Annotated in this window: 12 protein-coding genes; 5 read left to right on the forward strand and 7 right to left on the reverse strand. The window is 38.4% G+C overall.

Features of this window, described 5'->3' with window-relative positions; translation table 11 throughout:
- The 4 genes from artJ to GWI97_RS17150 all read right to left on the reverse strand — a co-directional run bounded on the left by artJ (position 1) and on the right by GWI97_RS17150 (position 4,002).
- On the reverse strand, positions 1-735 hold the full coding sequence (artJ, locus tag GWI97_RS17135) for an arginine ABC transporter substrate-binding protein (RefSeq protein ID WP_023581291.1): 735 nt from the start codon (positions 733-735) through the stop codon (positions 1-3).
- A 14-nt stretch (positions 736-749) separates the two neighbouring features.
- Positions 750-1,478, reverse strand: a complete 729-nt coding sequence (gene artP, locus GWI97_RS17140) for an arginine ABC transporter ATP-binding protein ArtP (RefSeq protein ID WP_087803676.1) — start codon at positions 1,476-1,478, stop codon at positions 750-752.
- A 112-nt stretch (positions 1,479-1,590) separates the two neighbouring features.
- On the reverse strand, positions 1,591-3,048 hold the full coding sequence (locus tag GWI97_RS17145) for a DUF2867 domain-containing protein (protein WP_087803605.1): 1,458 nt from the start codon (positions 3,046-3,048) through the stop codon (positions 1,591-1,593).
- 51 nt (positions 3,049-3,099) lie between these two features.
- On the reverse strand, positions 3,100-4,002 hold the full coding sequence (locus GWI97_RS17150) for a lysine exporter LysO family protein (RefSeq protein ID WP_115370379.1): 903 nt from the start codon (positions 4,000-4,002) through the stop codon (positions 3,100-3,102).
- Between the two features lie 337 nt (positions 4,003-4,339).
- On the opposite strand from GWI97_RS17150, the gene GWI97_RS17155 reads away from it, so the two are divergent.
- The 3 genes from GWI97_RS17155 (at position 4,340) to macB (ending at position 9,195) form a co-directional block, all read left to right on the forward strand.
- A complete protein-coding gene (locus GWI97_RS17155) occupies positions 4,340-6,016 on the forward strand; it encodes an ATP-dependent nuclease (RefSeq protein ID WP_036938164.1) in 1,677 nt (558 codons plus the stop codon).
- 123 nt (positions 6,017-6,139) lie between these two features.
- Positions 6,140-7,249 (forward strand): macrolide transporter subunit MacA, encoded by a 1,110-nt coding sequence (gene macA / locus GWI97_RS17160; protein ID WP_036938162.1) that lies wholly within the window; start codon positions 6,140-6,142, stop codon positions 7,247-7,249.
- Positions 7,249-9,195, forward strand: coding sequence for a macrolide ABC transporter ATP-binding protein/permease MacB (macB, locus tag GWI97_RS17165; RefSeq protein ID WP_036938159.1), 1,947 nt, complete (start codon positions 7,249-7,251; stop codon positions 9,193-9,195). Before macA ends, macB begins: the two co-directional genes overlap by 1 nt.
- 142 nt (positions 9,196-9,337) lie before the next feature.
- On the opposite strand, the gene cspD is transcribed toward macB, so the two are convergent.
- The gene (gene cspD, locus GWI97_RS17170) at positions 9,338-9,547 is read right to left on the reverse strand and encodes a cold shock domain-containing protein CspD (RefSeq protein WP_036938157.1); all 210 of its coding nucleotides are present in this window, start codon (positions 9,545-9,547) and stop codon (positions 9,338-9,340) included.
- A gap of 289 nt (positions 9,548-9,836) precedes the next feature.
- On the opposite strand from cspD, the gene clpS reads away from it, so the two are divergent.
- Together clpS and clpA are read left to right on the forward strand one after the other, a co-directional pair.
- Complete coding sequence (gene clpS / locus GWI97_RS17175) at positions 9,837-10,151, forward strand: ATP-dependent Clp protease adapter ClpS (protein ID WP_036938154.1); 315 nt, start codon at positions 9,837-9,839, stop codon at positions 10,149-10,151.
- Between the two features lie 30 nt (positions 10,152-10,181).
- The gene (gene clpA, locus GWI97_RS17180; RefSeq protein WP_103004870.1) at positions 10,182-12,473 is read left to right on the forward strand and encodes an ATP-dependent Clp protease ATP-binding subunit ClpA; all 2,292 of its coding nucleotides are present in this window, start codon (positions 10,182-10,184) and stop codon (positions 12,471-12,473) included.
- Positions 12,474-12,594: 121 nt separating this feature from the next.
- On the opposite strand, the gene infA is transcribed toward clpA, so the two are convergent.
- Entirely contained in the window at positions 12,595-12,813 is a 219-nt protein-coding gene (gene infA / locus GWI97_RS17185) for a translation initiation factor IF-1 (RefSeq protein ID WP_004244560.1), read from the reverse strand.
- Between the two features lie 341 nt (positions 12,814-13,154).
- Positions 13,155-13,847 carry a leucyl/phenylalanyl-tRNA--protein transferase gene (gene aat, locus GWI97_RS17190; RefSeq protein ID WP_161752152.1) on the reverse strand — a complete coding sequence of 231 codons (693 nt, stop codon included), beginning with the start codon at positions 13,845-13,847 and terminating at the stop codon, positions 13,155-13,157.
- Between the last annotated feature and the right edge of the window lies 1 nt (position 13,848).

The following is a 13,848-nucleotide window of genomic DNA, read 5'->3' on the forward strand; positions in this document are numbered from 1 at the left end:
TTATTCAAACCATTTTTTATAAATGACATCATAGGTGCCATCAGCTTTTACTTCAGCTAATGCTTTGTTCAATTTATCTTGTAAATCAGCATTGCCTTTTCTTACTGCGATCGCAAGGCCTGTACCAAAATAGTTAGGATCTGCAACTTTGTCGCCTACAATACCTAATTCAGGATTCTTTTTCAGCCATTCATTGACAACCGCAGTGTCACCAAAGATTGCTTCGATACGACCATTTTTAAGATCTAATACCGCATTTTGGTAACTGTCATAAGGAACAGTTTTCATCTCTTTATGTTGTTCATTGATGAATTTTTGATGAGTAGTCCCATTTTGAACACCAATTTGTTTACCTTTTAAACTCGCAACGTCAGAGATTTTACCCGTTACTGTAATAAATACAGCAGAGTTATCATAGTAAGAATCTGTAAAATCAACTTGTTTTTGACGTTCTGGTGTAATATCAATACCTGCCATTAGTGCTTCAAAACGACGGAATTTCAAACTAGGAATTAAACTATCAAATGATTGATTGGTAAAGGTACAATCCGCATTAATTTTTGCACACATAGCATTAGCGAGATCAACATCAAATCCTACAATTTGGTTATTCGCATCAATCATTTCGAATGGAGGATATGTTGCTTCAGTGGCAAAACGGATTGTCTCTTTTTCAGCCGCAGTTGCAGAAAGTGTAATACTGGTCAGAAGTGCTGCAAATAATATTTTTTTCATTGTCTGATCCCGATTTAGTGTGACAAGTAATTAGCAAAAGCTTCCGTTTGTGGAGCTGTAAAACGATAGTTATCGCCTTGCTCTATAATACGGCCGTTTTCCATATATACAACTTTGCTCGCGGCTTTGCGTGCAATTTCAACTTCGTGGGTCACAATCACTTGTGTAATACCCGTTTCAGAAAGTTCTTTTATAATATCAACAACTTGAGCTGTTATTTCAGGATCTAGTGCTGCTGTCGGTTCATCAAATAAGAGAACTTGAGGTTCCATCATTAATGCTCTTGCAATGGCAACACGTTGTTGCTGTCCACCTGATAAATGTAGTGGAAAGCGTCCTGCATAATCACTTAAACGTAAACGTTCAAGTAATTTCATCGCTTTTTCTTTGGCCTGTGGTTTTGATAAACCTAACACACGACAAGGCGCTTCAATTAAATTATCAATAACCGTCAAATGTGGCCATAAATTATATTGTTGAAATACCATGCCCACATTTTGGCGTAATAAACGAATTGCCTTTGCGTTAGGCTGTTGGCTAAAGTCAAAATGTAGACCTGCAATTTCTAACTCACCTGAACGTGGCATTTCTAATAAGTTAAGAACTCTCATTAGTGAGCTCTTGCCTGCACCACTTGGTCCTAATAGAACCATTGTTTCGCCAGCAGAGCATTCTAGATTAATATCATAGAGTGCTTGGTGCGAACCGTAGAAACAATTTATGTTTTTTAATTGAATACTCATGCGTTTTTTCTGAATAGTCATTAACTGGTTCAAATAATAAAACGATAAGAATAATTATGCAACAAAAACTGCATAATAAAGTGGTTTTTTTACGTAAAAATGGGTAATTCAGCTACTTTTTTTCATTGTTAGATGAATTTTTATCCAGATTGTAAGCGTTGGTACTTATGGTTTTAGCCATCCCTTTGAAAATAAATAAGTGTGCAGGCATCATCGCAAACCAATAAAGTAATCCACTAAAGCCTGCTGGATGCCACCAAGCACGAACATCAATAGAACGAAGATTGCCACTATCATGGATGGTAAAAGAAAGTCGGCCTAAGCCAGGGGCTTTCATGCCAAACAACAATGTGAGTTGCTTTTCAGGCTCAAGTTTTATCACTCGCCAACCATCAATCATATCACCGAGTTTTAATGTGTCTCTAGAAGGTCGACCATAAGTCACTTTATTTCCGACCATATCATCCATAGCCGCGCGTATTTTCCATAGTGCGTTACCATAAAAGTAGCCTTGCTCACCACCAATTTGTTGTACGGTATGCCAAAGCGATTTTGCTGTGGCAGGTGTTGAAACAGTACATCCTGCGTTTTTAGGGTAATAACCATAACCAGGCTTCCAACGACTGCGAACAGCAGGATCGTAACCCCAATCTTGATTATCTAAAGCGGCTTCTTCATCTGCTAATGTTTCTCTTACGGCATCATCAAAAGCGATTAATGTTTGAGGGATAAGTTTACGTAAACGAGCATCGTGAGCAGGAAGATCATGCTTGAGTCCTTGAATAAGCTCCTTAGCAATGGAGGTTGGTACAGAGGTTATCATGCTAATAAAGCCTGCTGAAATAAGGCTGCCTGGCATAGGTAATGGGATCAATACACGCTTTTTACCTGAAATTTTAATAAAGCGCTCAAAAAGAGTTTGATAACTAATATATTCGGGGCCACCAGCATCAAAAACACGATGTTGATGTGAGGGGTGATGGATAATTTCAGATAAATAGTGAATTAAATTTTTTAAGGCGATAGGGGAAGATTTTGAGCGAACCCAGCGTGGAGGCGTAAGAATAGGAAGGTTATAAACCATATCACGCATAATCTCAAAGGCGGCAGAGCCAGGGCCAACAATCATGGAGGTACGAATTTCAGTTACAGGAATAGTACTTGTTCTTAATACCTCACCAGTGAGTTTTCGTGCAATGAGATGAGGTGAGTATTGCTGATCTTTATGTTGTAAGGCGCTTAAAAAAATAATTTGTTTAACTTTTGTGCCTTCTAAAGCTTCAACAACATTAATTGCTGCTTTACGCTCTTGCTCAACTAAATTATGAGCATCACCCATGCTATGAACAAGGTAGTACACGATATCAGTATCATGCATGACTTTGTTTAAGGTTTCTGGATTGTGCAAATCCACGAAGATACAGCGTGTGTTTTCCCAACCTTGAGACATCATCCAATCAACTCTACGTGCACCCGCAGTGACTTGATGACCTTGTTTTATCAGAGCTGGAATAAGATTTTGACCAATATGACCACTTGCACCAAGTACTAATACACGCTGTTGATTCATTATTAACCCACTGTAAAAGAGAACACTATTGTTCTATTGTTACTGATTTTTCTATGAAGTAAAGAAAGCCATAAATATTGGGGTAATTAAGCTCAACACGAATCCATGCACAATAGCTGCAGGCACAATGGCCACACCGCCACTTCTTTGTAAAACAGGTAAAGTAAAGTCCATGGAGGTTGAGCCACAAATTCCTAAGGCAGTATTTCTATAACGATTAACAATAATAGGAATAAGCATAATTGCGGCTAATTCACGCATTAAGTCATTAAAGAAAGCAGTACTACCAATAACAGGGCCAAATGCATCGGTGAGTACAATCCCAGATAAAGAGTACCAACCATATCCAGATGCAATAGCTAATCCCATTTTCATCGGTAATCCTAGTAAATAAGCCGCTAAAGCACCGCCAGCAAGCGCACTCACCCCCATGACGACGGCAACGGTTGTTCCTCGACGGTTAATTAAAATTTGCTTTGGGCTCATTCCGCTATTACGCAATTGTAACCCTACTAACCACAGCAAGAAGATCAGTGCACCTTGGCTGGCATGAGAAGCATAATGAAAAACTGACCAACCTGTTAAACCAACAAAAAAACCAACAACAACGACACCGCATAATTGCAACGATTCAAGTACCATTTTTATGCGTGATGGGGGTTTAGATTGTTTATGAGCAGGGACATGCCAAGGATCTTTTTTATCCAATAGCCATAAGAACAGTAAATTTGCACCAAAAGTACATAAAAAGAAAACACTGGCATAAGCAAGAATAGAGACTAAATTTTCACCAATATTATCTAACATGGCAAGACTGACGCCCATTAGAAATAGGATAACGTAAACCATCGCACTAAGTAGGCGGTTTGCCAGATGAAGTAATGGGCGATGGTTTAACTTAATCAAATATCCTACAAAAAGCGGAAGTAGGATAATTAATAACCCTGATAGCATTTCTATTCCTTACTGAGTGTGCTCAAATTATAAAATAAACTAATAACGTGATTTGTATTATAACATTTACTTATGTTGTTGTAGATATAGAAGCTGAGATAAATATAAAATTTTTATTGAAGGTAAAGAGCCTAACATGTTTAGGGTAAAGTGGCTTTAATTGTCTGAAAAATGAGCGAATTGGGTATGTATCGAATAGTTGAGTAAATTTTATTACGACACTCTTTAACTGTGATTTAATAAAAATATTCATTAAGTGAAATTATTGGCAGATTAAGCATAAAATTAAGATAGGAAGAATAAAAACATAGCTTAGTCGTAACTAACGAGGGAACTTATGTATTTAGAAAGAGTGGAAATAGTTGGATTCCGTGGACTTAATCGTCTTTCATTACCTCTTGATATGAATACAGTCTTAGTGGGGGAAAATGCGTGGGGTAAAAGCTCATTACTTGATGCGTTAACACTCAGCTTGGGTATTGAAACCTATCAATATGCATTTACACCTGATGATTTCCATCGCCTGCCGAATGAATCAGAAGAAAATAGTAAAAAAAGTCTACAAATTATTCTGACATTTACTGAATCTCGTCCCGGAAGACATCGTTCTTATCGTTTCCATAAACTTACGCCAGTATGGGTTGAAAATGGTGATGAATTAAAACATATCTATTATCGCATTAGTGCAGAACTCGATGAGCAAAAAAATGTGAAAACCTTTCGCTATTTTCTTGATAAAGAGGGAAAGCAGATCCGTTTACCTAATGGGCAAACACAAGAAATTATTGCAGAAATAGTGAGACTTTATCCCGTCTTACGCTTACAAGATGCGCGTTTTGTTCGTGATCTTACCTCTGACGTTATCGATCCTCATAATAACCCTCATCGAGAAGCATTTAATAATAAAATGAGCGAGTTAACTAAAGCATTAGTTAATAATCCGGATGAATTGTCGGATGAGGATTTACGTGAAGGGCTAGATGCCATGCAACAATTGTTAGGGCACTATTTTGCCGATCATGGTTCGTTATTGTTTAAATCGCATACCCGACATCGTAAAGTTAATGAACCTCATGTACGTGGCTGGCATGCGTTAGAAAATATTAATAAGGTGTTAGCAAAACCGAATCAACGAAGTATTCGCCTAATTATCTTAGGGATGTTCTCCTCTATATTACAGTCTCGAGGTAGTGTTGCATTAGATCCTTATGCAAGGCCTATCGTTATTGTTGAAAACCCTGAAACACGTTTACACCCCATTATGCTTTCAGTGGCTTGGGGATTACTTAATCTTTTTTCACTACAACGCATAACTACGACTAATTCAGGTGAGTTACTTTCATTAGCCCCATTAGAGAGTGTTTGTCGTTTAGTGCGAGATACCGACAAAGTCGCTGCTTACCGCGTTGGTCATCAACAGCTGCATTCAGATGAAGAACGGCGCATCTCATTTCATATTCGCTATAACAGACCTTCTGCACTTTTTGCTCGTTGCTGGTTATTGGTTGAAGGTGAAACAGAAATTTGGCTAATGAACGAGTTGGCAAGGCAATGTAATTATTTCTTTGAAGCTGAAGGAATAAAAGTCATCGAATTTGCACAATGTGGACTTAAGCCATTATTAAAGTATGCAACGTATATGGGAATAGAATGGCATACTTTAGTGGATGGTGATGAAGCCGGTAAAAAATATGCCGCAACCGTTAAAGATTTTGCATCAAAACGTAATGATTCTGAACGTGATAGATTAACGAAACTTCCTGCTTTAGATATGGAGCATTTCTTATACAAAGAAGGTTTTCGTAATGTGTATCATGATGTTGCAGGTGTGCCAGATAATGAAAAATGGCCAATTCGACGTGTGATTATTAAAGCTATCCAACGCTCATCAAAACCCGATCTCGCATTAACGGTAGCTAACAATGCTGCTCAACGAGGAGTTGACGCCATCCCTTCCATACTAAAAAGTATGTTTTCTCGTGTTGCATGGCTTGCTAGAGGCAAAGCGAATTAGGTTGTTATAGCAAGCAAGATAAATGCACGAGACCAAAGTAAATTTTATTTAGCGATGAAGGTTAATATCATCGCTAAAATTTCTTATGGCTTATTAAATCGTCATGTTTAGGAAGGATATTGTATGGCTTTTTTATCTTTAAAAAAGCGCGGAAAGGTGCTCGCTTTTATTTTAATTACGGTTGCTATTATCGCCTATTTTTTTTGGCCGAAAGAAAATGTACCGTCATACCAAACACAAATTATTACACGAGGTGAACTGTCAAAAGAAGTGACAGCAACTGGTAAACTGGATGCTGTGCGTAAAGTTGATGTGGGTGCTCAGGTCAGTGGCCAATTACAAACTTTGTTTGTGAAAGAGGGCGATACGGTTAAAAAGGGTGATTTGTTAGCGATTATTGATCCTAAGAAAGCACAAAATGAAGTCACTGAATCGCAGGAAACTAACAATGAGCTTAGAGCAAATCTTCAACAAGCACAGGCCGAATTACGCTTGGCACAACTGACTTATCAACGTCAGTTAAAGCTGATTGGTACACATGCAATTGCACAAGATGAGCTTGATCGTACTAAAACTGATGTTGATGTTAAAAAAGCGCGTATTATCACCTATGAAGCACAAATTAAAAAGAATCAAGCGACCTTAGATACAGCCAAAACTAACCTTCAATATACACGTATTACTGCGCCTATGGATGGTATAGTGACGTTTATTAAAACCCTAGAAGGCCAAACCGTCATTGCAGCACAAGAAGCACCAACGATTTTAACTTTAGCAGATTTAGATACGATGCTGGTAAAAGCAGAAGTATCAGAAGCCGATGTTATTTATTTAAAACCGGATCTTAGTGCTTCTTTTACGGTATTAGGTGCACCAGATAAAGCCTTTAGCGGTAAGTTAAAAGATATTCTGCCGACGCCTGAAAAAATTAATGACGCTATCTTCTACTATGCCCGTTTCGAAGTGCCTAATGAACAACATTTACTACGTTTACAAATGACGGCACAAGTTAAAATTCTTATCGAAAATAAGAAAGATGTACTCCTTGTACCGCTTTCTGTCCTAGGTGAGGATGCGGGTATTAATGAATATTATGTTGATGTATTGGTTAATGGTCAGCCAGAAAAACGCACGGTAAAAATAGGTATGCGTACTGATGTTTATGCTGAAGTCCTCAGCGGATTAAAAGAGAACGATGAGGTTATTCTGGGTGAAACTTCAGGAGATGCATAATGCCGGCATTATTAGAACTCAATGAGGTTAGTCGCGTATATAGCAATGGTGAAGAAGAAACTATTGTTCTTAATAAAGTCTCATTAACGATTAATGCGGGTGAAATGGTCGCGATTATGGGTGCCTCCGGCTCTGGTAAATCGACCTTAATGAATATATTGGGATGTTTGGATAAACCAAGTCGCGGTGAATATAAAGTTGCAGGTCAAAGTGTTGCACAAATGGAAGGTGATCAGCTTGCTGCATTACGCCGTGAGCACTTTGGGTTTATTTTTCAACGCTACCATTTAATGGCGCACTTAAGTGCAGAACAGAATGTTGAAATTCCAGCTATTTATGCCGATAAAAATGCCACTCAGCGTAAAGAAAGGGCACGTGAATTATTAACTCGTTTAGGATTAGGAGAGCGTGTTGATTATCGCCCTAATCAGCTTTCTGGTGGTCAGCAACAACGTGTAAGTATTGCGAGAGCGTTGATGAATGGTGGTGAGGTCATTCTTGCTGATGAGCCTACGGGTGCATTAGATAGTCATTCTGGTAAAGAAGTTATGGCTATTTTGAAGCAACTCAATGAACAAGGGCATACGGTTATTATCGTCACTCATGATCCTTTAATTGCAGAGCAAGCTGACCGAATTATCGAAATAAAAGACGGTAAGATTATTAGTGATCGCTGTCATCAAACAACGACACATAAAATTAAAAAAGAAACGACAACTGTTTTAACTTCCTCTTATTTGGGGCAAATTGTAGGGCGCTTTACTCAAGCATTAGAAATGGCTTGGCGTGCCATGGTTGTCAATAAAGTACGTACCTTATTGACAATGCTCGGCATTATTATAGGGATCGCTTCTGTTGTGACCATTATTGTGATTGGTGATGCCGCAAAAAGTATGGTGCTTTCTGATATAAAAGCGATTGGCTCTAATACTATTGATATCTATCCTGGGAAAGATTTTGGTAGTGACTCCCCCGAAGACAGGCAATCATTAACGCTACAAGATGTTTTTGCCTTAAAACAGCAGTCTTATGTGCAAGCGGTAACGCCACAAGTGCAATTTAGTACGCGATTACGCCGAGGGAATCAAGATTCGCCCGCTTCTGTTGCGGGGGTGAGTGATGACTATTTTACTGTGTATGCGATGAAATTTTCGCAAGGTCGCTCATTTACGCACGATATGATCCAACGGCAAGCTCAGGTTGTTGTGATTGATGAAAATACTCGCCATCGCTTTTTTCCTAATAAGAAAAACGTAATTGGTGAACAAATTATTATTCGGAATATTCCTTCTACGATTATTGGAGTTATAGCAGATAAAAAATCGGTTTTTGGTAATGGACAATCATTACGCGTTTGGGTGCCTTATAGCACGTTAAATAGTCGTATTTTAAATCGCTCATATCTTGATAGCATTACGGTAAGAGCAATAGAAGGCTATGATGCTAACGTAGCAGAACAACAAATTATTCGTTTACTCACGATCCGACATGGCAAAAAAGATATTTTTACTTATAACCTTGATAGTTTTATTAAAGCGGCTGAGAGCACCACACAAACAATGCAATTATTTCTTACATTTGTTGCCGTTATTTCATTAGTGGTTGGTGGCATTGGTGTTATGAATATTATGTTGGTTTCTGTGACTGAAAGAACGCGAGAGATTGGTATTAGAATGGCGGTTGGGGCGAGAGCGAGTGATGTGATGCAACAGTTTCTCATTGAGTCTGTACTGGTTTGTTTAGTCGGAGGGGTGTTAGGAATTGGTCTTTCGTTTAGTATTGCAATAATTGCAAGTGTGATGTTACCCGAATGGCATTTTGTATTCCAGCCTATCGCATTAGTCAGTGCTTTTATTTGTTCAACCGCTATTGGGGTTATTTTCGGATTTTTACCCGCAAGACGTGCAGCAAAAATGAATCCCATTGATGCGTTAGCCAGAGAATAATTCAAACAATAAAATAAAAGCCCTTAACCGTATAAAGGGCTTTTATTTGAATGAATGAGGTATCTTGTTTGACTGAAAATACCTGACTTCATTGGATGAGGATAAAAGGTATTATCAAGTTTACCTATACTGTGAATATCTTCTATTCAATGATAGGAATGATAAGGTCAGTATGGTCACCTTTAGGCCCTTTTATCGTGCTATAATTAACTTTCTGCCCCGCTTTAAGTGTGCGGTAGCCTTCCATTCTAATTGTTGAATAGTGGGCAAAAATATCTTCGCCACCGTTTGCTGGGGTAATAAAACCAAAGCCCTTAGCATTATTGAACCACTTTACTGTACCTGTCTCCATACTTAGCTTCTCTCATATACTTGTATTTATTTGTTTAACATCACCTTCAGTATATTTACTGAGCTGTTCATAAAACATACTCTATTTTATTGTTTCAGTCGTCAAGAGGTGGAAGGTATAGAAAGTGTTTCGATAAGGTAAAATTTTGATGTAGCTAACGCTTTGTTATTTTTTTGGATGTAAAAAGAGGGAATAAAAAAGCGTTGATAGGCAGACTTTCCTGTGAGATGGTAAACTAAATGTCATAATTGAAAGTGATGTTTAACAAGACAATGAGTAATGCAAAACAATGGGTCAGTTTGATTTTTTAACAGAAACCACGTTAAGGGATGATGTTCATCAGGTAAATGAGCCACCAGCAATGTATAAGGTGATCTTGAATAATGATGATTACACCCCCATGGATTTTGTTGTAGAAGTACTTACGATGTATTTTTTTCTTAGTGAAGAGAAAGCAACACAGATTATGTTGGATGTTCATCATAAAGGAAAAGGAGTTTGTGGGGTTTATAGTGCGGATATTGCTGAAACGAAAGTGGCACAAGTTAATCTGTATGCGAGAGAAAACGAATACCCACTTTTATGTACTCTTGAACAAGCATGATCCGGTTAGTCTTTTAAGGAGGAGGTGCTTATGCTTAATCACGAATTAGAGCTGAGTCTTAATGTTGCATTCGCGAAAGCCCGTGATAACAGACACGAATTTATGACTGTAGAGCACCTGTTATTGGCGCTATTAAGTAATAAATCGGCACGCGAAGCATTGGAAGCTTGTAAAGTCGATCTGGCCGTTTTACGAGAAGAGCTTGAAGTCTTTATTCGTAAAACAACCCCAATTTTACCTGAAAATGTTGATAGAGAAACACAGCCAACGCTGAGTTTTCAGCGAGTATTACAACGTGCTGTTTTCCATGTTCAATCGTCAGGCAAAAATGAAGTCTCTGGTGCTAATGTGCTGGTGGCTATTTTTAGTGAACAAGAATCTCACGCTGCTTACTTATTACGTAAACATGATGTTAGTCGTCTTGATGTTGTCAATTTTATTTCTCATGGTATTTCAAAGGAAGCTCAACAAAACGAAGATCTTTCTGACATGAATGAGATGAATGCACAATCTCAGCAAGAGATGCCTCAAGGTGACGATCATATGGATAATTTTACCACTAACCTTAATCAGTTAGCGCGCCAAGGTAAAATAGATCCTCTAATTGGGCGTCAAGCTGAATTAGAAAGAACCATTCAAGTATTATGCCGTCGCCGTAAAAACAATCCACTGTTAGTGGGTGAATCAGGCGTTGGTAAAACGGCAATTGCCGAAGGGCTTGCATGGCGTATTGAGCAAGATGATGTTCCTGACGTTATGAAAGGCTACACCATTTACTCACTGGATATTGGTTCGTTATTAGCGGGTACAAAATACCGTGGAGATTTTGAAAAACGGTTTAAAGCGTTACTGAAAACACTTGAAAAAGATGAAAAAAGCATCTTATTTATTGATGAGATCCACACGATTATTGGTGCGGGTGCGGCTTCAGGTGGACAGGTAGACGCGGCAAACTTAATCAAACCTTTGTTATCAGGTGGGCGAATTCGAGTTATAGGCTCTACGACTTATCAAGAATTTAGTAATATTTTTGAAAAAGATAGAGCACTTACACGTCGTTTCCAAAAAATTGATATAACAGAACCTTCTCCTGATGAAACCGTGCTCATCATCAAAGGATTGCGTCAAAAATATGAAGCGCATCACGAGGTACGTTATACCAATAAAGCGATTCAGGCTGCGGTGGATTTATCAGTTAAATACATTACGGATAGACATCTACCTGATAAAGCTATTGATGTTATTGATGAAGCTGGTGCAAAAACACGTTTAATAGCACCAAGTAAACGCAAAAAAACGATCAATGTCTCTGATATTGAATCAGTCGTTGCTAAAATTGCACGTATTCCTGAAAAAACGGTTTCTAGTAGTGATAAATCAATACTGAAAAATCTTGATAACCAATTAAAAATGTTGGTATTTGGTCAAGATCAGGCAATTCATGCATTGTCTGAAGCCATTAAAATGAGTCGAGCAGGGTTAGGCCAAGATAATAAACCGGTCGGTTCGTTCTTATTTGCTGGCCCTACTGGGGTAGGTAAAACAGAAGTTACTGTACAATTAGCGAAAGCATTGAATGTTAAATTACTTCGCTTTGATATGTCGGAATATATGGAGCGACATACTGTTAGTCGCTTAATTGGTGCGCCTCCAGGTTATGTTGGTTTTGATCAAGGCGGATTATTAACCGACGCAGTAATTAAAAATCCTTATTCTGTTGTATTACTTGATGAAATTGAAAAAGCACATCCCGATGTGTTCAATATTCTGTTACAGGTGATGGATAACGGTACATTAACAGATAACAATGGCCGCAAAGCGGATTTTCGTAATGTTATTTTAGTGATGACCACCAATGCGGGGGTGCGTGAAACGCAACGTAAATCGATCGGATTTACGGAGCAAGATAACAGCACTGATGCGATGGTCGAAATTAAAAAAGCGTTTTCTCCTGAATTTCGTAATCGTTTAGATAGCATTATTTGGTTTAATGCATTATCACCTGAAATTATCTCTATGGTTGTAGATAAGTTTATTGTCGAACTACAAGTACAGTTAGATGATAAAGGGGTTTCGCTAGAAGTTAGCCAAGAAGCACGCCAATGGTTGTGCGATAAAGGTTACGACAAAGCGATGGGCGCAAGACCAATGGCACGCGTTATTCAAGAAAACTTAAAAAAACCATTAGCTAACGAGATTTTATTTGGCTCTCTTGTTAATGGTGGTTCAGTTTCTGTCACATTCGATAATTTAGCAGGTAAGTTAAACTACGAGTTTATCAGCCAAGAAAAACGGGCTAAGAACGAAGATACCGTTATCTAAGGATAGCGGTTAATTTACTAAGTTATAAACGCATACACCACAGGTGAGCATCAATAATGCTTTGCCTGTGGTGTTTTTTTTCATCCGTTATATGACAATAACGGGAGAGAACAGATTGGGATCAACGGCTACGGAAGATGATACGGCCTTTGCTCAGGTCATATGGGGTCAGCTCAACGGTAACCTTGTCGCCTGTCAGGATACGAATATAGTTTTTACGCATTTTTCCTGAGATATGAGCGGTAACGACGTGTCCGTTTTCTAATTCTACGCGGAACATCGTGTTTGGCAGAGTATCCAGTACAGTGCCTTGCATTTCAATGTTGTCTTCTTTGGCCATCTAATCCTCTAAGTTTTAATAACCATATTTTTTAAACGGCAAGATAATGCCGAAAATATTGTCCTATGTAAAGGAATGTTATCCGATAGCAATGGTGTTCACCTTGCTATTGTGCTTAACATCCTTACCGTGACTTGCGTTTTACTAAGCTCAAGCAAAAGTAATAACAGAAGTCGTAATTCTTTATTTTGTGGTATTTATAGCAATAAAATAACAGCACCCTAACCACGTAATGGGTGTGTAAGATAAAATTTTTGTATAAACCTTTTATTGAATAAATAACAGAATGGCATTCTTGATTCTGTTTTAAATAAGAAGGGCTTTACAAAAACAAGCAGTGATTATAATTCCAACGATTGCTGATACCAACACTTTTTATCAATAATCACTTTTTTCCAACGAGATAATGCAACTAAATAATGGTCACGAGAGATCTCACTGGCACCTAACGAGGCAGTATGAGAGTTTAGCACCTGACAATCAAATAGTTGACCCCCATAACGAAGAAAATGGTTATAAAAAGCAATAAAGGCACATTTAGATGCGTTATCTCTGCGACTAAACATCGATTCGCCACAAAAAACTGCACCAACATTGACTCCATACAATCCGCCAACTAATTCATCGCCATCCCAAACTTCAACAGAGTGCGCTTCACCTTGTCGATAAAGTGCTTCATAACCTTCTTTAATATCAGGGCCTATCCATGTACCTTCATCACGTATAGAGCAGGCTTCTATCACAGAAGCAAAAGCATGATTTAACGTTATTTTATATGGCTGATGACGAATAAATTTACGCAAACTACGTCCAATATGTAAATCACCAGCAGACAACACAGCTCTTGGATCAGGTGACCACCATAATGGCTCTTCGTAGGGGAAGTACCAAGGGAAGATCCCTGATTGATATGCAACACGTAATCGAGCAGGGGAGATTTCTCCCCCTATCGCTAATAATCCATTAGGCTCTTTTAATGCTAAATGAGGCTCTGGAAAATCCAAATCACTATCGTCTAATTGAAACAATGGCATA

Source organism: Proteus sp. G2300 (genome assembly GCF_009915965.1).
GTDB classification, from domain to species: Bacteria; Pseudomonadota; Gammaproteobacteria; order Enterobacterales; family Enterobacteriaceae; genus Proteus; species Proteus vulgaris.